At 73.7% G+C, this 25,818-nt stretch carries 26 protein-coding genes and 1 tRNA gene; 9 read left to right on the top strand and 18 right to left on the bottom strand.

Features of this window, described 5'->3' with window-relative positions; genetic code table 11:
* Positions 1 to 215 precede the first annotated feature (215 nt).
* Both FHR36_RS16525 and FHR36_RS16520 read left to right on the top strand, forming a co-directional pair.
* Positions 216 to 980 (top strand): CoA transferase subunit A, encoded by a 765-nt coding sequence (locus tag FHR36_RS16525; RefSeq protein ID WP_253797978.1) that lies wholly within the window; start codon positions 216 to 218, stop codon positions 978 to 980.
* A 1-nt stretch (position 981) separates the two neighbouring features.
* On the top strand, positions 982 to 1,623 hold the full coding sequence (locus FHR36_RS16520) for a 3-oxoacid CoA-transferase subunit B (RefSeq protein WP_253797977.1): 642 nt from the start codon (positions 982 to 984) through the stop codon (positions 1,621 to 1,623).
* A gap of 52 nt (positions 1,624 to 1,675) precedes the next feature.
* Here FHR36_RS16520 and FHR36_RS16515 read toward each other — a convergent pair whose 3' ends face one another.
* From FHR36_RS16515 to FHR36_RS16505, 3 genes are all read right to left on the bottom strand, one after another.
* Positions 1,676 to 2,386, bottom strand: coding sequence for a uracil-DNA glycosylase (locus FHR36_RS16515; RefSeq protein ID WP_253797976.1), 711 nt, complete (start codon positions 2,384 to 2,386; stop codon positions 1,676 to 1,678).
* A gap of 54 nt (positions 2,387 to 2,440) precedes the next feature.
* A complete protein-coding gene (locus tag FHR36_RS16510; RefSeq protein WP_253797975.1) occupies positions 2,441 to 3,538 on the bottom strand; it encodes a low temperature requirement protein A in 1,098 nt (365 codons plus the stop codon).
* A gap of 69 nt (positions 3,539 to 3,607) precedes the next feature.
* Positions 3,608 to 4,387 carry an HAD-IIA family hydrolase gene (locus FHR36_RS16505; protein ID WP_253797974.1) on the bottom strand — a complete coding sequence of 260 codons (780 nt, stop codon included), beginning with the start codon at positions 4,385 to 4,387 and terminating at the stop codon, positions 3,608 to 3,610.
* A 264-nt stretch (positions 4,388 to 4,651) separates the two neighbouring features.
* Between FHR36_RS16505 and FHR36_RS39360 the strand changes: the two genes are divergently transcribed.
* The 4 genes from FHR36_RS39360 to FHR36_RS16485 all read left to right on the top strand — a co-directional run bounded on the left by FHR36_RS39360 (position 4,652) and on the right by FHR36_RS16485 (position 7,985).
* Positions 4,652 to 5,647 (top strand): lytic polysaccharide monooxygenase auxiliary activity family 9 protein, encoded by a 996-nt coding sequence (locus FHR36_RS39360; RefSeq protein WP_301330266.1) that lies wholly within the window; start codon positions 4,652 to 4,654, stop codon positions 5,645 to 5,647.
* 72 nt (positions 5,648 to 5,719) lie between these two features.
* Positions 5,720 to 6,790, top strand: coding sequence for a Gfo/Idh/MocA family oxidoreductase (locus FHR36_RS16495; RefSeq protein ID WP_253797973.1), 1,071 nt, complete (start codon positions 5,720 to 5,722; stop codon positions 6,788 to 6,790).
* A gap of 106 nt (positions 6,791 to 6,896) precedes the next feature.
* Entirely contained in the window at positions 6,897 to 7,190 is a 294-nt protein-coding gene (locus FHR36_RS16490) for a DUF6412 domain-containing protein (RefSeq protein WP_407660834.1), read from the top strand.
* 114 nt (positions 7,191 to 7,304) lie between these two features.
* Positions 7,305 to 7,985: a YidC/Oxa1 family membrane protein insertase gene (locus FHR36_RS16485; protein ID WP_253797972.1), complete on the top strand. Its 681-nt coding sequence runs from the start codon at positions 7,305 to 7,307 to the stop codon at positions 7,983 to 7,985.
* On the opposite strand, the gene FHR36_RS16480 is transcribed toward FHR36_RS16485, so the two are convergent.
* The 8 genes from FHR36_RS16480 to FHR36_RS16445 all read right to left on the bottom strand — a co-directional run bounded on the left by FHR36_RS16480 (position 7,961) and on the right by FHR36_RS16445 (position 16,680).
* Positions 7,961 to 8,884, bottom strand: coding sequence for a hypothetical protein (locus FHR36_RS16480; RefSeq protein WP_253797971.1), 924 nt, complete (start codon positions 8,882 to 8,884; stop codon positions 7,961 to 7,963). The two genes, FHR36_RS16485 and FHR36_RS16480, sit on opposite strands and share 25 nt — an antisense overlap.
* Positions 8,885 to 8,984: 100 nt before the next feature.
* Positions 8,985 to 10,022: an adenosine deaminase gene (locus FHR36_RS16475; protein ID WP_308199373.1), complete on the bottom strand. Its 1,038-nt coding sequence runs from the start codon at positions 10,020 to 10,022 to the stop codon at positions 8,985 to 8,987.
* 56 nt (positions 10,023 to 10,078) lie between these two features.
* Positions 10,079 to 11,365 (bottom strand): DUF445 domain-containing protein, encoded by a 1,287-nt coding sequence (locus FHR36_RS16470; protein ID WP_253797970.1) that lies wholly within the window; start codon positions 11,363 to 11,365, stop codon positions 10,079 to 10,081.
* Positions 11,366 to 11,490: 125 nt separating this feature from the next.
* The gene (locus FHR36_RS16465) at positions 11,491 to 12,777 is read right to left on the bottom strand and encodes a nucleotide sugar dehydrogenase (RefSeq protein ID WP_253799328.1); all 1,287 of its coding nucleotides are present in this window, start codon (positions 12,775 to 12,777) and stop codon (positions 11,491 to 11,493) included.
* Entirely contained in the window at positions 12,777 to 13,985 is a 1,209-nt protein-coding gene (locus FHR36_RS16460) for a glycosyltransferase (RefSeq protein WP_253797969.1), read from the bottom strand. The genes FHR36_RS16465 and FHR36_RS16460 overlap by 1 nt, the downstream gene beginning before the upstream one ends.
* A gap of 31 nt (positions 13,986 to 14,016) precedes the next feature.
* Entirely contained in the window at positions 14,017 to 14,994 is a 978-nt protein-coding gene (locus FHR36_RS16455) for an ABC transporter ATP-binding protein (protein WP_253797968.1), read from the bottom strand.
* 23 nt (positions 14,995 to 15,017) lie between these two features.
* The gene (locus FHR36_RS16450; protein WP_253797967.1) at positions 15,018 to 15,845 is read right to left on the bottom strand and encodes an ABC transporter permease; all 828 of its coding nucleotides are present in this window, start codon (positions 15,843 to 15,845) and stop codon (positions 15,018 to 15,020) included.
* Positions 15,838 to 16,680, bottom strand: coding sequence for an ABC transporter permease (locus FHR36_RS16445; protein WP_253797966.1), 843 nt, complete (start codon positions 16,678 to 16,680; stop codon positions 15,838 to 15,840). The genes FHR36_RS16450 and FHR36_RS16445 overlap by 8 nt, the downstream gene beginning before the upstream one ends.
* A gap of 282 nt (positions 16,681 to 16,962) precedes the next feature.
* Between FHR36_RS16445 and FHR36_RS16440 the strand changes: the two genes are divergently transcribed.
* Positions 16,963 to 19,170, top strand: a complete 2,208-nt coding sequence (locus FHR36_RS16440; RefSeq protein WP_253797965.1) for a transglycosylase domain-containing protein — start codon at positions 16,963 to 16,965, stop codon at positions 19,168 to 19,170.
* Between the two features lie 12 nt (positions 19,171 to 19,182).
* Here FHR36_RS16440 and FHR36_RS16435 read toward each other — a convergent pair whose 3' ends face one another.
* Together FHR36_RS16435 and FHR36_RS16430 are read right to left on the bottom strand one after the other, a co-directional pair.
* Entirely contained in the window at positions 19,183 to 19,485 is a 303-nt protein-coding gene (locus tag FHR36_RS16435; RefSeq protein ID WP_253799326.1) for a GroES family chaperonin, read from the bottom strand.
* Positions 19,486 to 19,691: 206 nt separating this feature from the next.
* Positions 19,692 to 20,027: a DUF3618 domain-containing protein gene (locus FHR36_RS16430; RefSeq protein WP_253797964.1), complete on the bottom strand. Its 336-nt coding sequence runs from the start codon at positions 20,025 to 20,027 to the stop codon at positions 19,692 to 19,694.
* Between the two features lie 143 nt (positions 20,028 to 20,170).
* Here FHR36_RS16430 and bcp point away from each other — a divergent pair, with 143 nt between their 5' ends.
* Positions 20,171 to 20,647: a thioredoxin-dependent thiol peroxidase gene (gene bcp, locus FHR36_RS16425; RefSeq protein WP_253797963.1), complete on the top strand. Its 477-nt coding sequence runs from the start codon at positions 20,171 to 20,173 to the stop codon at positions 20,645 to 20,647.
* A 52-nt stretch (positions 20,648 to 20,699) separates the two neighbouring features.
* Here bcp and FHR36_RS16420 read toward each other — a convergent pair whose 3' ends face one another.
* The 3 genes from FHR36_RS16420 to FHR36_RS16410 all read right to left on the bottom strand — a co-directional run bounded on the left by FHR36_RS16420 (position 20,700) and on the right by FHR36_RS16410 (position 24,387).
* Positions 20,700 to 21,296, bottom strand: a complete 597-nt coding sequence (locus tag FHR36_RS16420) for a DUF4291 domain-containing protein (protein ID WP_253797962.1) — start codon at positions 21,294 to 21,296, stop codon at positions 20,700 to 20,702.
* A gap of 172 nt (positions 21,297 to 21,468) precedes the next feature.
* Positions 21,469 to 23,937, bottom strand: a complete 2,469-nt coding sequence (locus FHR36_RS16415; RefSeq protein ID WP_407660841.1) for a chitinase C-terminal domain-containing protein — start codon at positions 23,935 to 23,937, stop codon at positions 21,469 to 21,471.
* Between the two features lie 102 nt (positions 23,938 to 24,039).
* The gene (locus tag FHR36_RS16410) at positions 24,040 to 24,387 is read right to left on the bottom strand and encodes a hypothetical protein (protein WP_253797961.1); all 348 of its coding nucleotides are present in this window, start codon (positions 24,385 to 24,387) and stop codon (positions 24,040 to 24,042) included.
* Between the two features lie 155 nt (positions 24,388 to 24,542).
* On the opposite strand from FHR36_RS16410, the gene FHR36_RS16405 reads away from it, so the two are divergent.
* Positions 24,543 to 24,625: transfer RNA gene (locus FHR36_RS16405), tRNA-Leu, on the top strand.
* Positions 24,626 to 24,708: 83 nt separating this feature from the next.
* Here the strand turns inward: FHR36_RS16405 and rdgB are convergent.
* Positions 24,709 to 25,317, bottom strand: coding sequence for an RdgB/HAM1 family non-canonical purine NTP pyrophosphatase (gene rdgB, locus FHR36_RS16400; RefSeq protein ID WP_253797960.1), 609 nt, complete (start codon positions 25,315 to 25,317; stop codon positions 24,709 to 24,711).
* Between the two features lie 27 nt (positions 25,318 to 25,344).
* Complete coding sequence (locus tag FHR36_RS16395; RefSeq protein WP_253797959.1) at positions 25,345 to 25,740, bottom strand: hypothetical protein; 396 nt, start codon at positions 25,738 to 25,740, stop codon at positions 25,345 to 25,347.
* Positions 25,741 to 25,818 lie beyond the last annotated feature (78 nt).

The raw sequence follows: 25,818 nt of genomic DNA, 5'->3' as shown, positions 1-25,818 counted from the left end.
ACATGTGACGGACCCACGTACCAGCGGCCCGGCCGGTGTGTCCGGACGCCATGTCACCGCGGCGCGGTGACGCGGGCACGGGCCGCGCATGGGCCGGATGTGGGCCGGACACACGGTCGGGGCGCCTCCCGTGGGCCGGACCGCCATGGCCGAGCCGGGCGGGCGGCGGCCAGGGTGGAGCGGACCCGAGCACCCTCCCCCCTTGAGGTGACCCCTTGGACAAGGTCCTGGACTCCCCCGCCCGCGCCGTCGAGGACGTGCCCGACGGCGCCACCCTGGCGGTCGGCGGTTTCGGCCTGTGCGGCATCCCGTCCACGCTGATCGGCGCCCTGGTGGCGGCGGGCACCACCGGCCTGCGGGTGGTCTCCAACAACTGCGGGGTGGACGACTGGGGCCTCGGCCTGCTGCTGCGGGCCGGCCGGATCGCCCGGATGACCTCCAGCTACGTCGGCGAGAACAAGGAGTTCGCCCGGCAGTACCTGAGCGGTGAACTGGAGGTCGAGCTGACCCCGCAGGGCACGCTGGCCGAGCGGCTGCGGGCGGGCGGCGCCGGCATCCCGGCGTTCTTCACCCCGGCCGGGGTGGGCACCCAGGTCGAGGAGGGCGGACTGCCCTGGCGCTACGCGCCCGGCGGAGGGGCGGTGGCGCTGGCTTCACCGCCCAAGGAAGTCCGGAAGTTCGGCGGGCGCCGCTACCTGCTGGAGGAGGCGATCACCGCCGACTTCGCGCTGGTCCGGGCCGAGGTGGCCGACCGGCACGGCAACTGCGTCTTCCACGCGGCCGCCCGCAACTTCAACCCGCTGTGCGCCGCTGCGGGCCGGATCACCGTGGTCGAGGCCGACCGGATCGTCGAGGCGGGCGAACTCCCGCCGGACTCCGTCCACCTGCCCGGCGTGTACGTGGACCGGGTGGTCGCCGCCGACCCCGCCGACCGCCGGATCGAGCGCCGCACCGTCAGCACCAGCCGCCAGGAGGCCTGAGATGACCGTGGCGCCCGACCCTCGCGCGATCCTCGCCGCCCGCGCCGCCCGCGAACTGCGCGACGGCCAGTACGTCAACCTCGGCATCGGGCTGCCGACCCTGATCCCCGATCACCTGCCGCCCGGCGTCAACGTGGTGCTGCACTCAGAGAACGGCATCCTGGGCGTCGGCCCGTACCCGGCGGATGACGCCGTCCACCCGGACCTGATCAACGCGGGCAAGGAGACGGTGACGGTCGGCCCCGGCGCCTCGTACTTCGACTCGGCGTTCTCGTTCGGGATGGTCCGCGCCGGCCGGATCGACGTCTCGGTGCTCGGCGCGATGCAGGTCTCGGCCCGCGGCGACCTGGCCAACTGGATGATCCCCGGCAAGATGGTCAAGGGCATGGGCGGCGCGATGGACCTGGTGCACGGCGCCCGCCGGCTGATCGTGGTGATGGAGCACACCGCCCGGGACGGCTCGCCCAAGATCGTGGACGAGCTCTCGCTGCCCGCCACCGGCCGCGCGGTGGTGCACCGGATCGTCACCGACCTGGCCGTGATCGACGTCGCCCCCGAGGGCCTGCGGCTGGTCGAGGTGGCGCCCGGCCGCACCCTCGAGGAGGTCCGGGCCGCCACCGGGCCCGAGCTGATCACCGACTAGGCCTCCGGGGTCGGCACCGGCACGGCAGCGCCGGCGCCGACCCCGGGGCGGGTCACTCGGCGAGGTTCGGCACCCGCCAGTCGATCGGCTCGGCGCCGAAGCCGGCCAGGGCGGCGTCGATCTGCGAGAACGGCCTGCTGCCGAAGAACAGCTTGGCGGAGAGCGGCGAGGGGTGCGCGCCCTGGACGACCACGTGCTTGGTGGTGTCGATCAGCGGCAGCTTCTTCTTGGCGTAGTTGCCCCAGAGCACGAAGACGCAGGGCTCGTCGCGGTCGCTGACCGCCTTGATCACCGCGTCGGTGAACTTCTCCCAGCCCTTGCCCTTGTGCGAGTTGGCCTCGTGGGCACGGACCGTGAGCACCGCGTTGAGCAGCAGCACGCCCTGCTCGGCCCAGTGCATCAGGTAGCCGTTGTCGGGGGCCGGGATGCCGAGGTCGGCGTCCAGCTCCTTGAAGATGTTGCGCAGCGAGGGCGGCGTCTTGGTGCCCGGCAGCACGGAGAAGCTCATGCCGTGCGCCTGGCCGTCGTCGTGGTACGGGTCCTGGCCGAGGACCAGCACCCGGACCTTGTCGTAGGGGGTGGCCTCCAGGGCGGAGAACTCCTGCCCGGCCGGCGGGAAGACCTGGTGCTCCGCGCGCTGCGCGGCCACGAAGGCGGCCAGCTCGGCGAAGTACGGCTTGTCGGTCTCCTCGGCGAGGACCGCCCGCCAGGACTCGGGCAGCTGGAAACCGGCGCCCACGGCCGTCTCGGCCAGATCCGTCACGACAACAACCTCCGATGCGACGTGCTCGACGCGCTTCAACGCGTCACCCGAACGCTACACACTCGCTCTGACAGCGCGCTCCACTCGTACGTGCTCCCACAGGTTCAACCCGGCCATCAGGGCGGCCAGCGCGCCGAGCGCGAGCAGCGCGGGCAGCCTGACCATCAGCGGCAGCAGCACCAGGACCGCCCCCGCCGCCGCCAGCCGGGTCGGGGAGAGCCTGCCGAACATCATCAGCCGGGTGTAGCTGAAGCTCAGCAGGTAGACCGCGCAACCGCCGTAGAGCAGCGCGAGGGTGCCGAGGCCGAGCGCGCGGCCCGGCTCGGCGACCGTCTCGCCGAACCCGACGGCGACCGCGATCACCGCCCCGATCAGCGCCAGGTGGCCGTACGAGAACACCCAGCGGATCAGGTCGCGGCGGGACCCGGTGGTCTCCATCGCGTGCCGCATGGCGTCGGCGGCGTAGCCGAAGTAGAGCCACCACAGCGCGCAGGAGATGACGAACGCCAGCGCCACCGAGAGCAGTTGGGCCCCGTGCAGGTCGGATCCGGCGACCGGGCCGCCGATCCCGACGATCGACTCCCCGAGCGCGACCAGCAGGAACAGGCCGAACCGCTCGGGCAGGTGGCCGGGGTGGTAGTCCACCCGGGCCAGCCGGCGGCGGAACAGCAGCGGCGCGGCGAGGTCGAGCACGGCGGCGGCGGCCCAGAGCAGCTCGCGCGCGGTGCCGTCCAGCAGCCCGCCGGCGAGCAGCAGCGGCCCGCTGACCAGCGCCCCCACCCCGTACGGGCCGAGCCACGCCCCGCGCACCGGGCTGACCAGCCACAGCAGCACCAGCCGGGCGGTCCAGTAGCCGGCGCCGAACAGCAGCCCGCGCGAGCCGTACGCGCCCGGCAGGGCGAGCGCCATGAACAGCCCGCCGAGGCCCACCGCGAAGATCCCGATCCGGTCCCGCACGTGGTCCACGTCCCGCACGTTGGCCTGCACGGTGGTACCGACCCAGCACCAGTACACCGGCACGAACGCGACCAGGGCCCGGCCCGTGCCGGCCCAGTCGTGGTGGTGGTGCAGCAGCTGCGACACCTGGGTCACGGCGAAGACGAACACCAGGTCGAAGTACAGCTCCGCCCAGGTGACCTTCTTCTCCTCCATCGGGACATCCCCCCTGTCACCGACGGAGCCCCGCCGTGCGCCACGGCGGGGCTCCGGTCCTCGATCCGGTCAGATCTCGTCGATCAGGTCGGCGATCGACTTGACCACCCGGGTCGGCCGGTACGGGAAGCGCTCGACCTCCTCCGGGGCGGTCAGGCCGGTGAGGACCAGGATGGTCTCCATGCCGGCCTCCATGCCGGACACCACGTCGGTGTCCATCCGGTCGCCGATCATCGCGGCGGTCTCGGAGTGGGCGCCGGCGGAGTTCAGCGCCTCGCGCATCATCAGCGGGTTGGGCTTGCCGACGAAGTACGGCTCCACCCCGGTGGCCTTGGTGATCAGCGCCGCGACCGAGCCGGTGGCCGGCAGCACGCCCTCGGTGGACGGGCCGGTCTCGTCCGGGTTGGTGCAGATGAACCGGGCGCCGGCGTTGATCAGCCGGATCGCCTTGGTCAGCGCCTCGAAGCTGTAGGTGCGGGTCTCGCCGAGCACCACGTAGTCGGGGTTGTTGTCGGTCAGCACGTACCCGGCCTGGTACAGCGCGGTGGTGAGGCCGGCCTCGCCGATCACGTACGCGGTGCCGTTCGGACGCTGGCCCTTGAGGAACTTGGCGGTGGCCAGGGCGGAGGTCCAGATCCGCTCCTCCGGGACGTCCAGGCCCATGCCGGCCAGGCGCGCGGACAGGTCGCGCGGGGTGTAGATCGAGTTGTTGGTGAGCACCAGGAACGGCTTGCCGGACTCCTGGAGCTTGCGGAGGAACTCCTTCGCCCCGGGGATCGGCGTTCCCTCGTGGATGAGGACGCCGTCCATGTCGGTCAGCCAGGACTCGATGGGCTTGCGGTCTGCCACGGGCATGTCTCCTGAGGTGTTGCGATGTCGTCCAACTGGCTGCCCCAACGGCCCCAGCGTAATCCGCACGCCGCACCGGCGGCAGTCCTGCCCGCCTGCCGGACCGGCCCCGCCCGCCTCAAGGCTTCCTTAAGTGCCGCCTAACCGCACTGATACTCCGTCAATCCGGGTGTCCCGGCTGGTTAGCGTGCAGTTCCGGCCTCACCCGAGCCCTCGCCCGAGCCGTCGCCCGAGCCCTTGCCCGCGCCCTGGAGGTGCACCCCCATGCCCGTCCTGTCCGTCCGCCGCGTCGCCGCCGCCCTCGCCGCCGTGCCGCTCGCCCTGGTGCTGTCCGAGGGCAGCGCGGCCGCCCACGGTTCGATGCAGAACCCGCTCAGCCGGGTCGAGGGCTGTTACCTGGAGGGCCCCGAGCACCCCAAGTCCGCCGCCTGCGCGGCCGCGATCCAGGCCGGCGGCACCCAGGCGATGTACGACTGGAACGGCGTGCGGATCGGCGACGCGGGCGGCCGCCACCGGGAGCTGATCCCGGACGGGCGGCTGTGCAGCGCCGGCAACGCCGAGTTCGCCGGGCTGGACCTGCCCCGCGCCGACTGGCCCGCCACCAGCCTCACCGCGGGCGCCGACTTCACCTTCCGCTACCGCGCCACCGCACCGCACCGCGGCACCTTCAAGCTCTACCTGACCAATCCGAGCTACGACCCGGCCAAGCCGCTGACCTGGTCGAACCTGGACGCCACGCCGTTCCTGACCGTCACCGACCCACAGCTGGCGGACGGCCAGTACGTGCTGCCGGGCAAGATCCCGGCCGGGCGCACCGGCCGCCAGCTGGTGTACGCGATCTGGCAGCGGTCGGACAGCCCGGAGGCGTTCTACTCCTGCTCGGACGTGGTCTTCGACGGCAGCGGCGCCAAGCCGGGCAGCGCCCCGGTGCCGGCCGACACCGGCGGCGCCCAGCACGTCCACGACGCCGCCCCGGCCGCCGCCGGCGCGACCGCCACCGCTACCGCGTCGACCCCGGCCGCGCAGCCCGCCGCCGCACAGCCTGCCCTGGCTGCCGCCGACACCCCCACCACCGCTTCCCCCGCCGGGCCGTCCGACACCGCCGCCCGCCCGGTCGCGGGACAGCTGGCCCAGACCGGCTCGTCCTGGGCCAACGGCCTCATGCTCTCGGTCGGTTCGGCCTTCCTGCTGGCCGGTGCGGCCGTCGCCGTGATCACCCGCCGCCGGGGCTCCCACGCCCGCCGCGCCGGCGCCCGCTGACCGACCCGGCGGCGGCACGGCCGGAGCTCGCCGGACTCGGGATTTCGCCGCGCTGCGTGGTTGAGTGGTGCCATGACCAGCGCTTCCGTCTCCTCCTTCCGCGTCGGCTTGATCGGCTACGGCCTGGCCGGCGCCGCCTTCCACGCCCCGCTGATCGCCTCCACCCCCGGACTGCAGCTGGACGCGGTGGTCACCGCCAACCCCGACCGCCGCGCCCAGCTGCACCGCGAGCACCCCGGTGCCCGCGTCCTGAACACCCCCGAGCAGCTGTTCGCCGAGCCGGACCGGCTCGACCTGGTCGTGATCGCCTCCCCGAACCGCACCCATGTGCCGCTCGCCCGCGCCGCCCTGCTGGCCGGGCTGGCCACGGTGGTGGACAAGCCGCTGGCGGCCACCGCGACCGAGGCGCGCGACCTGTGCGACTTCGCCGAGAAGACCGGCACCCTGCTCTCGGTGTTCCAGAACCGCCGTTGGGACGGCGACTTCCTGACCGTCCGCAAGCTGGTCACCGAGGGCGTGCTCGGCCGGGTGCACCGCTTCGAGTCGCGCTTCGAGCGGTTCCGCCCCAAGCCCAAGCCCGGCTGGCGCGAGCTGGCCGACCCGGCCGAGGTCGGCGGCACGCTGTACGACCTGGGCAGCCACCTGGTCGACCAGGCGCTGAGCCTGTTCGGCCCGGTCGACTCGGTCTACGCCGAGATCGACACCCGCCGCGACGGCGCCGTGGTGGACGACGACGCGTTCCTCGCCCTCACCCACGCCTCCGGTGTCCGCTCCCACCTGTGGACCAGCGCCCTGGCCCCGCTCGGCGGCCCGCGCCTGCGGGTGCTCGGGGACAGTGCGGGCTACGTGAAGTTCGGCATGGACCCGCAGGAGGACGCGCTCAAGGCGGGCCACCGCCCCAGCGACGGGCTTCCGTGGGGCGTCGAGGACCCGTCCCACCACGGCACCCTGGGCACCGACGAGCAGGCCGCCCCGGTGGCCACCGAGCCGGGCGACTACCCCGCCTACTACGCCGGGATCGTCACCTCGCTGGCCGGCCGCACCCCGCCGCCGGTCGACCCCCGGGACGCCGTCGCCACGCTGACCGTCCTGGAGGCGGCCCGTGCCTCGGACGCCACCAGCCGAGTGATCCGGCTGCCCTGAGCCGCGACCGCACAACCGGTGCCGAAAGTGCTCCTCCCGTCCGCCGTCGGCGTGTCGTAGCATCGACGGCGAACCGTCGCTCCGTCACACCCGAGGAGGTCCAGCCGTGCCCCTGGTCGCGCTGCTCCTCGGTGTGTTCCGGCTGCTGACCGGTGAGCTGCTGCTCGGTCCGGGCGCCCTCACCGCCGTCGCCGCGGCCGCGGCCCTGGTCCTGCTGGCCGGCGCGGTGGCGGGCACCCTCGCCGCCGGCCGCCTGCTCGGGGCCCGCGCCCCCGCCGCCGTCCGCGACGGCGCGCTGCGCCGGCGTGCGTACCGCACGGCCTTCCTCCCCCAGCGCGACCCGGACGCCCGGGGCCGCCGACGCCCCAGGGCGCCCGGCGCGGCCCCGGCGGCCGCGTAACCCCGCTCAGTACGTCACCTCCGTACGTCATCCCCGTACGGCCGCGTACGGCCCCGCCGCGGCCGCCCTCCGCCGACCTCTCACTTCCACGAGACCCCGGAGGGCTCGCTCACCATGTCCGTCCTCGCCGTACTCGACCCCGTCGTCCGCCTCGCGCACGACGCGGTCGCCGCCCTTGCGACCGTCGTCCCGACCGCGCTCGCGATCGTCCTGTTCACCGTCGCCGTCCGGCTCGCCCTGCACCCGCTGGCCCGCTCCGCCGCCCGCGGTGAGAAGGCTCGCGCCCGGCTCGCCCCGCGGATCGAGGAACTGCGCCGCACCCACAAGGGCCGGCCGGAGAAGCTCAACGCCGCCCTGGCGGAGCTCTACCGCACCGAGCAGTCCTCGCCGTTCTCCGGGCTGCTGGCGGCCTTCGCCCAGATTCCGTTCTTCTCGGTGATGTACCGCCTGTTCACCACCCCGAACGACCTGCTCGGCCACCGGCTGGCCGGCGTCCCGCTCGGCCTGCACGTCACCGAGGCCCACTCCGCCGCACAGCTGGCCGTCTTCGGCGTGCTGTACGCGGCCCTGGCCGCCGTCGGGTACGTCAACTTCCGCCGCGCCGCCCGTACGCCGCTGCCCGCCGCCCCGGGGGCCGCGGTCCTGCGCTACCTGGCGTTCGGCACGGTGGTGTTCGCCGCGTTCGTACCGCTCGCGGCCGGGCTCTACCTGCTCACCACCTCGGTCTGGACCAGCGCCGAACGCGCCCTGCTGCACCGCGAACCGGCCCTTCAGCCCTCGCCCGCCTTGGCCTGAAGGATCTGCTGCTGGGCGTCGGCCAGGGTGGTCCGCCCGGCGCAGACGTCGGCGTGCAGGCTGTTCTCCAGGGCGTCGTCCCGGTCGGCGGCGGCCTGGGGAACGGGCCGTAGGTTGGCCGGGTCCCGGGGTGCGCCGCCGAGCTCCAGCGGCACGATGTGGTCCTCCTCGTAGTGCGACGGGTCCTGGTCGGCCCGGCCGGAGGCGGCCAGCTGCGCCTTCTTCAGCGGCTCGGTGTAGGAGGCGGGCGGGCGGACGGTCGCGGTCCACCCGCTGACGCAGATGGTGGACTGGATGGTGTCCTGGGTGACCGCCGGGTTGAAGGACCCGGTGCCGGGCGCCACGGCCGGGGCGGAGGGGCTGCTGCCGCCCACCTGCCGCACCGAGGCCCGGACGATCACGCCGCCGGAGACGGTGTAGCTGCCGGCGTAGTCGGCGGTGCTGCCGTCGGTGTGCACGGCGTGCAGGTGGATGTCGACGGTGCCGCCGTGCACGCCGTCCACGGTGACGGCGTCGGAGGCGGTGTCCGCGAAGCCGGCCGCGAAGTGCGCGTAGTCGGAGTCGAGGTTGCGGCCGCCGAGCGCCCACGCGGTCGGGTAGTCGTGGGCGTTGATCGCCGCGTAGTAGCCGCGGACGGTGGCCGCCGGGTCGGCGGCGGGCGTGGCGACGGCCGGTGCGGAGGGCGCCGGCGAGGCGGGTGCCGTGGCCGTGGCGGTGGGAGCGCGGGTCGTCGTGGTGACGGTCGCGGTCACGGTGGCGACGGCCGCCGGGGTGGTGACGGACGACGGCGCGCCGGTCGGCGTCGAGCCGCTGCCGCCGCTGCTGGTGCCGCAGGCGGTCGCCAGCGCCAATAACGCCGCTGACACCGCCCCGGCCAGGGTGGCTGCCTGGGTACGCATGATCGGCCACCTCCCGGAAGGGTCCTCGTGGCCTGTGTTTCCCAGTCTGCGCCCGGGCGTGCGGGGTGTCCGTTCGGGCGGGCGCAGACTGGGGCGGGGGTCAGCCCTTCGGCCAGGCGGCGAGGTGGGCGTCGATCTCGGCGGTGAGCCGGACCTTGCCGGCGGGGTCGAGGAAAGAGGCCTCGACGGCGTTGCGGGCGAGGGCGGCGACGCCGCTCTCGTCGAGGCCGAGCAGGCGGGCGGCGACGGCGTACTCGGTGTTGAGGTCGGTGCCGAACATCGGCGGGTCGTCGCTGTTGACGGTGACCAGCAGGCCCGCGTCCACCATCTGCTTGATCGGGTGGTTCTCCATCCGGTCGACGGCGCGGGTGGCGATGTTGGAGGTCGGGCAGACCTCCAGCGGGATGCGGTGCTCGCCGAGGTGGTCGATCAGGGCCGGGTCGTGGACCGCCTGGGTGCCGTGGCCGATGCGCTCGGCGCCGAGGACGCGCAGCGCGTCCCAGACCGTCTCGGGGCCGGTGGTCTCGCCGGCGTGCGGGACGCTGTGCAGGCCGGCCGCGCGGGCGCGGTCGAAGTACGGCTTGAACTGCGGACGGGGCACGCCGATCTCGGGGCCGCCGAGGCCGAAGGAGACCAGGCCCTCGGGGGCCAGGTCGACGGCGAGGCGGGCGGTCTCGTCGGCGGCGGCGAGGCCGGCCTCGCCGGGGATGTCGAAGCACCAGCGCAGGACGACGCCGAGGTCCTTCTCGGCGGACTTGCGGGCGTCCTCGATCGCCTCCATGAAGGCGACGTCCGGGATGCCGCGGTTGGTGGAGGAGTACGGGGTGACGGTCAGCTCGGCGTAGCGGATGTTCTGCCGGGCCATGTCCTCGGCGACGCCGTAGGTGAGCGCCCGGACGTCCTCGGCGTCGCGGATCAGGTCGACGACGCTGAGGTAGACCTCGATGAAGTGGGCGAAGTCGGTGAAGGTGAAGTACTCGGCGAGCGCCGCCGGGTCGGTGGGCACCTTGGTGCGGTCCGCGTGGCGGGCGGCGAGCTCGGCGACCACCCGCGGCGAGGCCGAGCCGACGTGGTGGACGTGCAGTTCCGCCTTCGGCATGCCGGCGATGAACGCCTCGATCCCGCTGGGTACGGCCACGGTGGTTCTCCTTGTCAACTCGCGTAGATCCCGATGCTAACCGCGTCGGCGGGTCGCTAGCCGCCCAGGGCGACCGCGACAGTGTGGATCAGCAGGCCGGCCATCGCGCCGACCACGGTGCCGTTGATCCGGATGAACTGCAGGTCGCGGCCGACGTTGGCCTCGATCTTGCGGGAGGCGTCGTCGGCGTCCCACCCGGCGACGGTCTCGGAGATCAGCGCGGTGATCTCGTCGCGGTAGGTCTCCACCACGTACTGGGCGGCGTCCTGGAGCCAGCCGTCGGTCTTGGCCTGCAGGCGCGGCTCGGTGGCGAGCCGGCCGCCGAAGGAGCGCAGGCCGTCGCGCAGGCGGCGGCGCAGCTCGCTGTCCTCGTCCTCGGCGGCGCCCAGCACCAGGGTGCGGACGGCTCCCCAGGAGGAGTCGATCAGGCCCTGGATCTCGGGTCTGGCGAGCAGGTCGGCCTTGGCGCGGTCCACCCGGGCGATGGTCTCCGGGTCGTGCTGCAGCTCGGCCGCGAAGTCGGCGAGGAAGTTGTCGATCGCCTCGCGCGCCGGGTGGTCGGGGTCGTCGCGGATGTCCCTGACGAAGCGCAACAGTTCCTTGTAGACGCGTTCGCCGACCTGCTGGTCGAGGAAGCGCGGGGTCCAGCCGGGGGTCTTGGCGGTGACCTTGTCGACCACGTCGGCGTGGTGGGCGGTGAGCCAGGCGTGCGCGCGGACGGCGACCAGGTCGACCACGCCGTGGTGGCCGCCGTCGGCGACCACCTTGCCGAGCAGCCGGCCGGCCGGTTCGGCGACCGAGGTGGCGGCGGCCCGGCGGGTGATCGCCTCGCCGATCACGGCCTGGACGTCCTCGTCGCGCAGTACGGCCAGCACGCCGCGCAGCGCGGCGGCGGCCTCCCGGGTGACCCGCTCGGCGTTGCCGGGGGCGGCCAGCCACTCGCCGAACCGGCGGGCGATGCCGATCTTGGCGAGGCGGGCGCGGACCACCGGCGCGGAGAGGAAGTTGTCGCCGACGAAGTCGCCGAGGGTCCGGCCGAAGGCGTCCTTCTTGGTCGGGATGATCGCGGTGTGCGGGATCGGCAGGCCGAGGGGGCGCCGGAACAGTGCGGTGACGGCGAACCAGTCGGCGAGCGCACCGACCATGCCGGCCTCGGCGGCGGCCGCGACGTAGCCGGCCCAGGAGCCGGCGCTGGCCGCCCGGGCCCAGGTGGCCAGGGCGAAGACCAGGGTCGCGAAGGCCAGCAGGCCGGTCGCGAAGGCCTTCATGCGGCGGACGCCGCGGCGCTTCTCCTCGTCGGCGGCGGTGAAGCTGACCCCGGGGGCGATGTCTTCGACGCTCACGGGGACACGCTAACGCGGGGTGGCCGGGGAACGGGCCGCTCCCGGGGTGGATCGATCCGGTCGGGTCGGCCGCTCCCGGGTCGGCCTCGCGGGTCGGCGTCACGGTTCCCCGCGCCCCGGAGGATTCACCCGCCGCCGAGGACGATCCGGCGGACGCCCTCCCAGCGGTCGGGGTCGGTGATCCGGCGGCCGTCGAGCAGGACGCGGGCGCCGGGGAAGTCGGCGGCGCCGAGGTCGCGGTACTCGGGGTGGTCGGCCTGGACGACCAGGGCGGCGGCGGGCTTGCCCTCGTCCGGGGGCAGGCCGAGCGCGGCCAGCTCGTCCGCGGCGTACAGCGGGTCGCGGACGCGCACCTCGGCGCCGGCCGCCCGCAACGCCTCGACCAGCGGGAAGACCCCGGAGTGGGCGGTCTCCTTGACCCCGCCGCGGTAGGCGGCGCCGAGCACCAGGACGGCGACCCCGTCCAGCGGTCCGAGCACGCCCTGGAGCAGCCCGACCGCGTACCCGGGGACGGTCTCGTTGGCCTCGCGGGCGGCGCGGACCACGGTGGCGTGCGGGTCGTTCCACAGGTAGAGCCTGGGGTGGACCGGGATGCGGTGGCCGCCGGCCGCGATGCCGGGGCGGTGCAGGTGGGTGTCGGGCTGGGAGTTGCAGGCGTCGATCACCTCGGCGAGGTCGACGCCGACCCGGTCGGCGTAGCGCGCGAACTGGTTGACCAGGGCGACGTTGACGTCCCGGTAGGTGGTCTCGGCGAGCTTGGCGAACTCGGCGGCCTCGGCGGACTCCAGCACCCAGACGCCGTTGCCGCGGGGCAGGTCGGGCCGCGGGTCGAAGTCCAGGACGGCCCGGTAGAACTCGGCGCCCTGCCGGGTGGAGTCCTCGTCGATGCCGCCGACCAGTTTCGGGGAGTGCCGCAGGTCGGCGAAGACCCGTCCGCTGCGGACCCGTTCGGGGGCAGCGACCAGGGCGAAGTCGCGTCCGGCGACCAGGCCGGAGCCGGCCTCCAGACGGCGGGCGAAGCGGCCGCGGACGGTGCCGACCGGCAGGGTGGTCTCGTAGGCGACCAGGGTGCCGGCGCGCAGGCCGGCGGCGACGGCGTCGGTGGCGGCGTCCAGCGGGGCGAAGTCCGGGTCGCCGTCGGGGCCGGCGGCGAGCGGGACGGCGATCAGCACGGCGGCGGCGCCGACGGCCGCCGCGGCGGTGTCGGTGGTGGCGCGCAGCCGTCCGTCGGCGGCGGTCGCGGCGAGCAGCTCGGCGAGGTCGGCCTCGTGCGGGAAGGGCGGGCGTCCGGCGGCGACGGCGGTGACCACCTCGCCGTCGGCGTCGGTGCCGGTGACCAGGTGGCCCCGGGCGGCGAGGTGGACGGCCAGCGGCAGTCCGACGGCGCCGAGGCCGACCACGCAGATGTCCATCATCGGGTGCCCGTCCCCGGGCCGCCGTTCGCGGCCCGGCGCAGCCGTGCGGCGCGTCCGCGCAGGCCGCGGCGGACCTGCGGGGGCACCAGCCGGGCGGCCCGCCGCCAGGTCGGGGTGGGGGCGGGCCGCCGGGCGGGCAGTTCGAACAGGGCGTCGGGCAGGCCGAGTCGGCGGTCGCGGAAGGCCGGGTACGCGGCGTACAGCCGGCCGCCGCGGCGGACCACGGGCGGGGCGGGGTGGGCGGCCTCGTACCGGACCAGGGTGCGCAGGGCGGCGAGTTCGCCGCGGCGGGCGAGGGCGAGGCGGACCCGGTCGGAGACGGCGAGGCGGGCGAACAGCGCGGACGGGCAGTGCCGGTCGAGCAGCCGGCCGATCTCCTCGGCGATCCGGCGCTGGGTGGCGGTCGACTCGGCGAGGTAGCCGGCCCGCAGCAGCCCGGGCAGGTCGTCGGAGAAGTGCCGGGCGCGCACCGCGTCGCGGACCGGGCCGGGCGGGGCGAGGGCGTCGAGCTGCTCCTGGAGGGCTCGGACGGCGCGCAGCCGGTCCATCGGCCCGGGCAACGGGTCGGCGTCCGGGGCCAGGTGGTAGAGGTCCTGGTCGGCCAGGACCGAGACGGTGCGGGCGTGCAGCAGGGCGGCGAGGGCGAACGGCTGCTCGGCGCCGGGCGGCAGGCCGGCGCGGCGGCGCAGGCCGTGGCGCTCGATCAGCTCGCGGCGCAGCAGCTTGGTGTCGGCCAGCGACCAGGCGAGCGCGGAGTCGGTGAAGGTGACCGACTCACGGCTGCGGTCGAAGAGCCGGGCCGGGACCGGCCGGCCGTGCTGGTCCGTCTGGCGGGGGACGACCACGTCGGAGTGCCAGCGGTCGGCGGCCGCGACCAGCCGCTCCAGCGCCTCGGGGCCGAGCCGGTCCCCGGCGCCGAGCGGGAGCAGGTAGCGGCCGCGGGCCAGCCCGGTGCCCAGGTCGGCGGCGGCCGCCGGGCCGCCCGGGCCGGTGTGCCGGACGGTGCGGAACAGCTCCGGGTGCCCGGCGGCGATCCGGGCCGCCTCCGCCCCGCCGCCCCCGACCGCACCGGCGTCGACCACGACCACCTCCATCCGGTGGCGGCCGATGGTCTGCGCGACCAGCGAGGTGAGGGAGGCGGCGGGGCGGGGCGCGGTGTCGTGCAGGACGAGCACCACGCTGATGTCGGGAGCGGGCGGGGTCACGGAGGTGTCAACTCCCGGGGGTCACCGACGGTTACACCGTTGCTCCCTTCGGGTGAGCCTCGGAGGAGCTGTACATCCGGGCGATCACGTCCTCGATGGCGGGCTCGCGCACCGACAGGTCCACCAGCGGGTAGCGCGCGGCGACCGCGGCCAGGACCGGCGCGGCGCTCGCCCGGGCGGGGATGGCGAGCCACTGCCGCGGCCCGTCGGTGCGGACCACCCGGGCGCCGGGCACCTCGATGGGCGCGCACACCTCGGCGAGGTCGACCACCAGGGTGCGCTCGCTCTCCCCGGCCGCGTGCAGGCCCTCCAGGCCGCCGTCGTACACCACCCGGCCGTGGTCGATCACCATCACCCGGCGGCACAGCTGTTCGATGTCGGTGAGGTCGTGGGTGGTGAGCAGCACGGTGGTCCGCTGCAGGGTGTTGACCTCGCGCAGGAACGCCCGGACCCGGGACTTGGAGACCACGTCGAGGCCGATGGTCGGCTCGTCGAGGTAGAGCACCTGCGGGTCGTGCAGCAGGGCGGCGGCGAGGTCGCCGCGCATCCGCTGGCCGAGCGAGAGCTGCCGCACCGGGGTGTCCAGCAGGGCGCCGAGTTCGAGCAGTTCGACGCAGCGCTCCAGGTTGGCCCGGTAGCGGGCGTCCGGGATGCGGTAGATCCGGCGGGCCAGCTCGTACGAGTCGCGCAGCGGCAGGTCCCACCACAGGGTGGTGCGCTGGCCGAAGACCACGCCGATCCGGCGGGCCAGGCCGACCCGCTCGCGGGCCGGGTCGACGCTGGCGACCCGCAGCCGGCCGCCGGTGGGGACGAGGATGCCGGTGAGCATCTTGATGGTGGTGGACTTGCCGGCGCCGTTGGGGCCGATGTAGCCGACGCACTCGCCCTCCTCGACCGTGAAGTCGAGTCCGTCGACGGCGCGGACCTCGCGTTTCTCGCGGCGCAGCCGGCCCGCCCTGGTGCGGACGGTGAAGGTGCGGCTGACGTTGTGGACCTCGATGATTCCCATGGCGGACTCCTTGCCGTGCGGGGTCAGTTGCCGGTGCCGCGGTAGGCGCGCAGACCGGCCCGCCAGAGCAGGCCGGCGGCGGTGGCGGCGAGGGCGGCGGCGAGCGGGGCGGCGAACCGGAAGGCCTCGGGCAGGCCGAGCGGGTCGGGCTTGTCGAGCACGTACAGGGCGGGCAGCCAGTTGACGAAGGCGAGCGGGACGCCGAAGACGGTGGCGGCCACCAGCTCCTTGGCGAAGACGGTCGGCGGGTAGTGGAGCAGGGTCGCGCCGCCGTAGGTGAGGGAGTTCTGCAGCTCCTTGGCCTCGCCCCACCAGAACTGCAGGGTGGCGCCGCCGACGAAGATCGCGCCGAAGATGACCGAGCCGCAGAGCAGCAGGAGCGGCACCATCAGTACCCGGCCCGGAGTCCAGTGCACCGGGAGCGCGGTCAGCGACCAGGCCAGCACCGCGGCGGCCTGGGCCAGCCGGCCGACGCGGCGCAGCGAGAAGCGTTCGGCGCAGAGCTGGGCCAGGGCCGGGGCGGGCCGGATCAGCACGGTGTCCAGGGTGCCGACCCGGATCCGGTCGCCGAGGCCGTCGATCGAGCCGACCAGCAGGTTGGCCACGCCCAGGGCGCCGGTCGAGGTGCCGTACAGGAAGCCGATCTCGGGCAGGCTCCAGCCGCCGAGCCGGTCGGTGTGACGGAACATCAGCATCAGGACCACGAAGTCCAGGAAGGTCACCGCGGTGTTGGCGAGCAGCATCAGGACGAACGAGACCCGGTAGGACATGATCGACCGGGTCCACATCCCGGCCACCAGCCACCAGGAGCGCAAAGCCCAGCCGGTGCGGGCCGCGAGGGTGTCAGCCACCCTGCACCACCACCTTGCGGGTGGCGAGCAGCTGCAGGCCCCGGCCGGCCGCCAGCAGGGCGAGGGCCCAACCGAGTTGGAAGCCGAGCGCGCCGAGCACGGCGCCGCCGGTGCGGTGCTCCAGGAACAGGTCGGTGGGGATCTGGACCAGGGCGGACCAGGGCAGGACGGCGGCCAGTTCGCCGAGCGCGCCGGGGAAGAGCGTGATCGGCAGCAGCATCCCGGAGAAGAACATCGCCACCACCAGCATCACCGCCCGCACCCCCTCGGAGTCGTGCAGCCAGAAGCCGGTCAGCGCGACCAGGAAGCGCAGCCCGAAGCTGACCACCACGGCCAGCAGCACCGAGAGCAGGAAGACCGCCCAGACGGTGACGGACGTGGGCAGCCGGATGTCGAAGGCGAGCGCCCCGGCGAGCACCGGCAGCGCGCCCCGGCTGAGCAGGTGGAAGCCGGCCCGGCCGAGGTCGGACGCCAGCCACCAGCCCTGGAAGTCGACCGGGCGGTAGAGGTCGACGGCGATGTCGCCGCTGCGGAAGCGCTCCTGGACGTCGTCCTGGAAGCCGCCGCCCCAGACCGCGACGGTGACCAGCAGCGCCTGGCTGACCCAGATGTAGGTGACGGCCTGGGTGGTGTCGTAGCCGCCGAGGCCGGGGCGGGCCCGCCACAGGGCGAGGAAGGTGGAGGCGAGGATGAAGCCGAAGGCGGTGTTGGTGACGGCGCCGGCCAGGGTGGCGGCCCGGTAGGTCGAGTAGCGCCGGAAGGCGCCGCGGGCGACCGCCAGGTAGAGCCCGGCGGTGCCCGGTTCCGGAGGCCTGAGCCGCAGCTTCGCTGCCATGGTGTCTCCTTGTCGACTTGTGCGCGCGGGCATCGGGGCATGCCGGGGCGGAGCGCGGCCCGCGCCCCCCGCCGGCGGCGGGCGTGCGGGCAGCCCCCAGCGGCTCCGGCCGGCGGACCCCGGGGGTACCGGGTGGCGGGCGGAGCTGGACCGTGCTGCGTGCGCGCTATGCGGTTGTCACCTTTCACCGTAGCGCCGCAGGGGGCGCGCCGCACGTGGAATCAAGCCACTGAATCACCGTCAAAACACCCATGCCGCACCAATGCCGTCATAATCGGCCACATGACCCAGCAGCACCCCCGCCGGACCCTCCGGCGCGCCCTGCCTCCCTGGCGCCGGCTCCTGCCCACCTGGCGGATGACCGTCGGCGGCCTGCTCGGACTGCTGCTGCTCGGCATCGCCGGGTTCGTCACCCTCTACCTGCTCGTCCCGGTGCCCGACGCCAACGCCCACGCGGTCGCCCAGAGCAACGTCTACTACTGGTCCGACGGCACCACCGAGCTGGCCCGCACCGGCACGGTCAACCGCGAGGACATCCCGATCGAGCGGATTCCGGCCGACACCCAGCACGCCGTGGTCTCCGCCGAGGACCGCAGCTTCTACCGCAACAAGGGCATCGACCTGAAGGGCATGCTGCGCGCCGCCTGGCTCAACCTCTCCCGCGGCTCGGCGGACGGCCTGCAGGGCGGCTCCACCATCACCCAGCAGTACGTCAAGAACTACTACCTGACGCAGGACCAGACCGTCTCCCGCAAGGCCAAGGAGCTGTTCATCGCGCTCAAGGTCGACCAGCAGCGCTCCAAGGGCGACATCCTGGCCGGCTACCTCAACTCCAGCTACTTCGGCCGCAACGCGTACGGCATCCAGACCGCCGCCCGCGCCTACTACGGCGTGGACGCCACCGCCCTCACCACCGCGCAGAGCGCCTACCTCGCCGCCCTGCTGCAGGCCCCCAGCGCGTACGACGTACGCACCGCGACCCCGGCCAACCGGGAGAAGGCCATCGCCCGCTGGGGCTACGTGCTCGACGGCATGGTGCAGCTCGGCTTCCTCGACCAGCCCGCCCGGGCCGCCCTCACCTTCCCCGAGCCGATCGACCCGCAGCCCGCCAAGAGCCTCGGCGGCCAGGCCGGCTACCTGGTCGACATCGCCGACGACTACCTGGCCAAGACCGGGGTCCTGGACGCCGCCACCCTCAAGGCCGGCGGCTGGAAGATCACCACCACCTTCGACCGGACCCGGCAGGACGCCCTGGTCCGCGCCGTCCGCCAGGAACTCACCGACGAGCTCGACCCCGCCGCCCGGCCGGCCACCGACACCGACATCCGGGTCAGCGGCGCCTCGGTCGATCCCGCCACCGGCCGGGTGGTCGCTGCCTACGGCGGCGCCGACTACGCCGCCCAGCCGTACAACGACGCGCTGCGCCAGGACAACCAGATCGGCTCCACGTTCAAGCCGATCGACCTGGCCGCCGCCCTGGACTCCGCCCGCACCACCCAGGACGGGCGCCGCATCACCACCCAGACCGTCTACGACGGCACCAGCGGACGCCAAGTGGTCGGCGGCCCGGGCGCGTACGCGCCCCCCAACGAGGACTCCACCGACTACGGCCCGATCACCCTGCGGCACGCCATGGCCCGCTCGGTCAACTCGGTCTACGCCCAGCTCGGCACGGACGCCGGCCTGCCCACCGTCCGCGACACCGCGATCCGGCTCGGGCTGCCCGCCACCGTGCGCGGCCTCGACCCGGCCAACCCCTCGATGACGCTCGGCACCGCCACCCCCAGCGCCGTCGACCTGGCCGCGGTGTACGCCGCCCTGGCCAACCACGGCCAGGCCATCGCCCCGTGGACGGTGCAGCGCCTGGAGCGCCCCGGCCTCGGCGCCGTCCCCGCGCTGCCCGGCCACCCGGCCCGCACCGCCGTCTCCCGCGGCACCGCGGACGCCGTCACCGACGTGCTGCGCGACGTCATCAGCTCCCGCGGGACCGGCGCCGCCGCACTCGCCCTCGGCCGGCCCGCGGCCGGCAAGACCGGCACCACGGACGGCAACCTGTCCGCCTGGTTCGCCGGCTACACGCCCGAACTCGCCACCGCCGTGGGGCTGTTCCGCGAGAATCCGAAGACCCACGCCAAGGAGACGCTGGCCGGCACGGCCGGGTACTCCCGGGTCAACGGCGGCACCTTCCCCACCCTGATCTGGACCGCCTACATGACCGAGGCGCTGCGCGGCGGCCGCATCCAGTCCTTCGACCTCGAGCCCACCCGCGGCAACACCCAGCCGCCGGAGCCCCCCAGCCCCGCGCCCGGCCCGTCCACCACGGCCCCGGCCGCACCCGGCCCGACCGCGCCCTCGGGCACCCCCGCGCCCTCCCCCAGCGCCCCGACCGGCCCGAGCGCACCCCCGCCGGCGTCGCCCAGCCGGACGGCCACCACCGCGGAACCGGCCGCCGCCGCGCCCAGCGCGGCGCCGGCCTCCCCGTCCCCCTGAGACCTGTCCGACCTAGAGGTAGAGCCCGGTCGAGCCCTCGGTGTCGCCGAAGCGGCCGGCCGCCACCGCGTGCAGATCGCGCTCGCGCAGCAGCACGTACGTCGCGCCGCGCACCTCGACCTCCAGCTTGTCCTCCGGGTCGTAGAGCACCCGGTCGCCCGGCTCCACCGAGCGCACGCTCTGGCCGACCGCCACCGCCTCGGCCCAGGCGCAGCGCCGGGACAGCTCCGCGGTGGCCGGGATCAGGATGCCGCCGGTCGAACGGCGCTCGCCCTCGCCGGTCTCGGTCCTCACCAGCACCCGGTCGTGCAGCATCCGGATCGGGAGCTTCTCCCCCAGCCGGTCGTGCCGGATCTGCTCCTCGTGCGCGGTCGCGTGCCGCGTGGTCGTCGTGTCGTTCTCGCTCACGCCCCGACCGTACCCGCCCGGCACCCCGGACGCCCCATCGGCCCGGCCCACGGATGCGGGGTCCGACCGGACGGTCGGACCCCGCTTCCCGCACCCGGCCCCCCGGGCCCCGCTCAGTCCTTGTGGCGGCGGCGGGCGGAGGCGATCAGCAGCACCACGCCCACGCCGACCAGGGCGACCGGCACGATCCGCTCGGGCCGCGGCTGCCCCTTCTCGTCGCGGAAGCCGGCGGTCACCCGCTCCATCGCGCCGCTGGCCGCGACGTACGCCCGGCCGGCCTTCTGCTCGACCGAGGCCATCAGCCGGGCCCGGGCCTGCGCGGCGACCGACGCCGGGTGCACCCGCATCGCGAGCTCGTCCAGGTTCGACGCGAGCCGGTCGCGGGCCTGGACGATGTCCGCCTCGATCTGGGCCGTCGTCCGCGTCGACTGGTCCTTCGTGCTCGCCACTCGGGCCACCCCTCTTCATGCTCTGTCCGGTCCGTGGTCAACGCCCACCAGTCTGTCAGCTCACCCCCGTGCCCGCGCAGCACCACCCACCAACAGAGGTAGGTTTGGCCGTGGTACGACCACCGAGTCCAGGAGTCTCCATCGTGAGTGAGCGTCTTCAGGCGGGCGACACCGCGCCCGCCTTCACCCTGTCCGACGCCGACGGCAAGCAGGTCTCGCTCGCCGAGCACCTCGGCCGCAAGGTGATCGTGTACTTCTACCCGGCCGCCCTGACGCCGGGCTGCACCAAGCAGGCCTGCGACTTCACCGACAACCTGGAGGTCTTCGCCGGCGCCGGGTACGACGTGCTCGGCATCTCCCCCGACCAGCCGGAGAAGCTCGGCAAGTTCCGGGAGACCGAGGACCTGAGGGTCACCCTGCTCTCCGACCCGGACCACGCGGTCCTGGAGGCGTACGGCGCCTACGGCGAGAAGCAGAACTACGGCCGCACCTACCAGGGCGTCATCCGCTCCACGGTGATCGTCGACGAGCAGGGCAAGGTCGAGCGGGCCCTGTACAACGTCAAGGCCACCGGCCACGTCGCCAAGCTGCTGCGCGACCTCAAGATCGAATCGGCCTGATCCCGCTGCGGCCCCGGCTCCGGCCGGGGCCGGTGGCGGGGCCGTCGCTCGCTCAGCCGGTGGCGCCGATCCGTTCGGCGATCGCCTCGGGCAGCGGGTACGGGCGCTCCGCCGGGATCAGTGCGTCCGCCTCGGCGAGCCGGCCCTCCCGGACCAGGGCGTGCACCCGGTGCGCCCGCTCGGTCACGTCCTCCAGGCCGGTGATCCACCGGTCCACGTACCGCCCGACCGCCTCGCCGGTCAGCCCGACCTGGATCGCCCGGTGCGGCAGCGCCCCGAGCCGGGTCGAGCGCTCCGGGTCCCACTGGATCCGCACCGGGCTCTGTCGCAGCGAGTTCTTCCACTGCGCGGCCGAGGCGTGCCGCTCCCGGTCGTGGTGGCTCAGGCACGCGTGCGCCAGCGCCCACTCGAAGCCCTCGCGGTCGATCCGCACCGCCAGCACCCGCTCCTGGCCGGCCTTGCCGGCCCAGCCGCTGCGGTACATCATCCAGCGGAACGAGGGCTTGATCCAGGTCATCCGCTCGCGCTTGAACGGTGCGACGAAGGTGCCCGCCGCCAGCGCCGCCTCGGCGATCTCCACCGGGTACGCCTGGTAGACCACCAGCGTCCGGTCGTCGAACGCCGCCCGCACCCGCCTCAGCGGCTCCACCGCGTTCCTTCTCTCTGCTCGACATCGCCCGCGGGAACGTCCGCGCGGGCGCCCTCATCCTCCGGTCCCGGCCGCCGCCGCGGCCAGCGGTTTTTCCCGGCCGGTCCGGGGCGCAGCGATGGCGGCCGACCCCCCGACCGGGTCGACCGCCACCGCCGTCCGTCACCTCGGGTCAGCAGGGACCGAGGTCGCTCCACACGCCCCACTGACCGGTGGTCGAGGGGTCCTCATTGGTGGTCCACCACTTGTTGCTGTAGGTGCGGCCCTTCCAGGACACCTTGGTTCCGGTGGTGGCGTAGACCGCGCTCGCGCTCCAGCTCGGCGCGGTGCAACTGCCGCCCGACGCACTGGCCGAGGCGGACGGGCTCGCCGACTGCGACGCGGAGGCGCTGGCGCTGGCGCTCGGGCTGGGGCTCGACGACTGCGAGGCCGAGGCCGACGGGCTCGCGGACTGCGAGGGGCTCGGCGAGGAGGTCGAGCCGGCGGCCCCGCGGGTGTAGTCGCCCGCCAGGCCGTACAGCGTGCCGCCGACGTCGACCGTCCAGTTGGCCGGCGTGGAGACCGGCAGGTAGTAGACGAAGTCGATGTCGACCGACGCGCCCGGGGCCAGCGACTGCCAGGACGGCAGCTTCACCGAGACACGGTTGTAGGCACCCTTGAGGCCGCCCACGTTGGTGGCCGCGGTGTGGTCCTGCCGGATCACCGTCAGCCCGAACCCGGACTGGTCCTTGGCGTTGCCCGGAGCCGAGTCGGCGTAGTCGAACTGGAACTCGGTGCCGCCCGGCAGGGTCAGCGTGGAGTTGTTGACGATGTGGATCTTCGGGTTGATCGGGTAGTTGGAGTCGCCCAGCGCGAAGTTGGTGAACGACACGTCGATCGGCAGCGTCTGCGCGGGCAGCGGGACGGTCGAGCGGGTCGCGCCGTACGCCGGGGCGGACTTGAACTTGTCGTACATCAGCGAGGTCAGCGTGGAGCCGGGCACGTACTCGCCCTTGCCGCCGTTGGCGGCGGCGTCCCACCTGTAGTCGCCGGCGAGCTCCCAGATCATCGCGCCGCCGACGCCCTGGTCGACCACATAGTCGGCCTTGGCGCCGACCGACTGCTCGTCCTCGGTGGACAGGAACACCTTCTTGGTGTCGTTCCACAGCCACGGGGCGACCAGCGCGGAGCTGTAGTTGCGGGTGTAGCTGCCCTGCAGCGCGGTGTCGCCCAGCCCGTACTTCGACAGGTAGTCCGGGACGACGCCGGCCTCCAGGTTCTTGGCGTGCCACATCGGGTTGGAGCCGGCCGGGGCCTCCTTGCCGTTGTCGTCCAGGTCGTGCCAGAGGTTGTCGATGCCGACCGCGCCGTCGCCGCAGCTGGTCAGCCCGGAACCGGCCGGGCAGGTCGAGGACGAGGCGGTGCCCCAGAGGCCGTTGGTCCCGCCGGTCACGTTCTTGAAGCCGCGGGTGTAGTACGGCAGGCCCAGGTTGATCCGGCCGGCCGGCATCGCGCCGCGGAAGTAGTGGAAGGCCCAGTCGGCGTTCAGGTAGCCGATGCCGCCGTACTGCGAGGTGCCGTAGACATTGGCCGCGGCGAGCTCGGCGTCCTTGCCGTCGTCGTACAGCGAGGCGTTCGGGCCGACGTACTTGTTCCAGGCGCCGTGCAGGTCGTACGACATCATGTTGACGTAGTCCAGGTACTGGGTGACCTGGAAGGTCTCCATACCGCGCAGCAGGTAGCCCGAGGAGGGCGCGGCCACCGACAGCAGGTAGTACTTGCCGTCCGCGGCGCCGGCCCGGTCGAGCTTCTCGCGCAGCGTCTTCATCAGCGCCGCGTAGCCCTTGACCAGCGAGGCGCGCTTGGCGTTGGAGATCGAGGCGTCGAGCGGGTTGCCCGCGTCCTTCATCGAGGTCGGGTACTCGTAGTCGATGTCGACGCCGTTGAAGCCGTACTTCTTGACGAAGTCGACCGCCGAGGCGGCGAAGGTGTCGATGCCGGCCTGGTTCACCGAACCGTCGGCGTTGACCGTGGTGTTGTAGAAGCCGCCCGAGGAGACCCGGGTGCCGCTGTCGTCGAAGTAGCCACCGGTCTCGGCCCAACCGCCAACCGAGACCATGGTCTTGACGTTCGGGTACTGCTTCTTGAACTTGCTCAGCAGGTTGAAGTGGCCCTTGTACGGCAGGCTCGGGTCCATCTCCGCACCGGCCACGCCCGGGAACTCCATGCCGGTGGCCGCATTGTTCGGACCGTCGGTGCCGACCGAGATCTTGTTGTCGGAACCGATGTGCGCGAAGGCGTAGTTGAGGTGGGTGACCTTGTCCCAGGGAATGTTGTTCACCAGGTAGGCGGGCGTGCCGTCCTTGCCGGTGCGCCAGCCCGTGAAGTAGCCGATGATGCGGCGCTGGTGGTCGGCGCCCATCTTCTCGCGGCCCGCGGTGTCGTAGACGTCGCAGTACGGCACGTTCACGCCCGGCGTGGTGTACATGCCGTCCGGGCGACAGGACTGGTTGTCGACGGCGGCCGCCGAGGGCGACGCCCCGAGCGTGGCGGCCAGCAGGCCGGCCAGCCCGGCGGCAGCCGTGGCGGCGATCCCCGCCCGGCGGCCGGAACTCGTGCGACGGCGGGCAGCGGTGGGACGCCGCCCCGTCGTGGTACGGATCAACACTCGGTCCTCCGGGAGAGAGTGTCGCGCGCATGCCGGTGGGGGGCGTACGCATGTGGGGGAAGTTGCGCCGAACTTAGAAGGTCTGGACCACTTGAGTCAACAGGTCTGTACCAACTGCATCAGAACCGCCACCCCGTCAGACCCCGTTCCCAAACCGCCGACCCGGCCCGCGAACCCGGCCGCCGGCCACTCCGCCCTGCCGCCGGCCACCGCGTCGACCAGCGTGATCGAGGTGCTGCGCTGGCTCGGCACCCCCTCGCCGACGACACCCACAGCTACCCGGGCAAACGGCACCACCGAATCGACACCGGGCACTTCACGGGGCAGGCCCATGCGCGCGGACAGCAGACCGGACCGCGGCGCAGGCCGAACGAGGTCCTCGTCGTCCGCCCACCCGGGAGCTACCGCGTACCAGGCGAACGGCTGCGCGCGATGCTCGTGCACACGGGCCGACCGGACTCCTGCGAGATGCGCGGCACCCCGACGTACTGCGGGCGCAACCGGAGGGAGCGGACCGCTTCCTGAGAGTTCGGGGTGCCGGGAAAGGGTGGTGCAGCGGCACCGGCGGGCCAAGTAGCATGGCGGGGACGTCTTCACCTGCGGCCTTGGTGTAACGGCAGCCACGCGAGCCTTAGGAGCTCGTGAGAGAAATCTCGTGAGGGTTCGAATCCCTCAGGCCGCACTCTCACTGACCTGTGAATCGAAGGCCCGCTGGAGGTAGAGCTGACCCTCCGGCGGGCCTTCGGTCGCGCTCGGGGCGCCGGCTCAGCCGAGGTGGTCGGGGAGGATTCGGGCGAGCTCGCGGAAGGCCTGGCCGCGGTGGCTGATGGCGTTCTTCTCGGCGGGGGTGAGCTCGGCGCAGGTCCGGCTCTCGCCCAGCGGCTGGAGGATCGGGTCGTAGCCGAAACCGCCGTCGCCCGCGGGGGCGGTGCGCAGGGTGCCGAGCAGGCGGCCCTCGACCACGTGCTCGGTGCCGTCGGGCAGGGCGAGGGCGGCGGCGCAGGCGAAGTGGGCGCCGCGGTGCTCGGCGTCGATGTCGGAGAGCTGGGCGAGCAGCAGGTCGAGGTTGGCGCGGTCGTCGCCGTGCTTGCCGGCCCAGCGGGCGGAGAAGATGCCGGGGGCGCCGTTCAGTACGTCCACGCAGAGGCCGGAGTCGTCGGCGACCGCGGGCAGTCCGGTGGCGCGGGCCAGCGCATGCGCCTTGAGCAGGGCGTTCTCGGCGAAGGTGACGCCGGTCTCGCGGACGTCCGGCACCTCGGGGTACGCGTCGGCGCCGACCAGTTCGACGTCCAGTCCGGCGGCGCCGAGGATGTCGCGGAGCTCGGCGACCTTGTGCTGGTTCCGGGTGGCGAGGACGAGGCGTCGGGTAGTCATGCCGCCCAGCCTATCGACGCCGCAGGGTCAGCCGGTGCAGGCCTTGGTGAGCTTGGCGGCGGCGTCCCCGAGCGGCTTGAGGTCCGGGGCCTGGTTGGTGTCGGCGGCCTTCTGGAGGGCGGTCACCTGGTTCTGCAGGTCGGTGACGGCCTTGCTGACGTCGGCGTCGCCGGAGTTGCGGCCGAGCTGGTCGAGGTCGGTCTTCAGCTGCTGCAGCGCGCGGCCGGCGGCGGCCGGGTCGTTGTCGGCGTTGTTGAAGGCGGTGCCGACCTGGGTGATGTCGGTGCTGATCCTGAGGGCGGTGTTGCCGCAGTCGATCGCCTTCTGGGCGGCGGAGCAGCTGACGGCGCTGAGCGGGAGGATCAGGACGAGCGCGGCCGCGGCGAGCGCGGTGGAGCGGTTGATGCTGAGCGCCGGCTGCATCGGTGGTCCTCCGTGGGGGCGGGAGAGGTCTCTCGCCGAACGGTACGGGCTGCGGGCGCGTCGTGTACAGCACGTGCC

Origin of the sequence: Kitasatospora cinereorecta (assembly GCF_024172095.1) — a bacterium.
In the GTDB taxonomy this organism is placed as follows: domain Bacteria; phylum Actinomycetota; class Actinomycetes; order Streptomycetales; family Streptomycetaceae; genus Kitasatospora; species Kitasatospora cinereorecta.
This window is presented reverse-complemented; position numbering and strand designations above follow the sequence as displayed.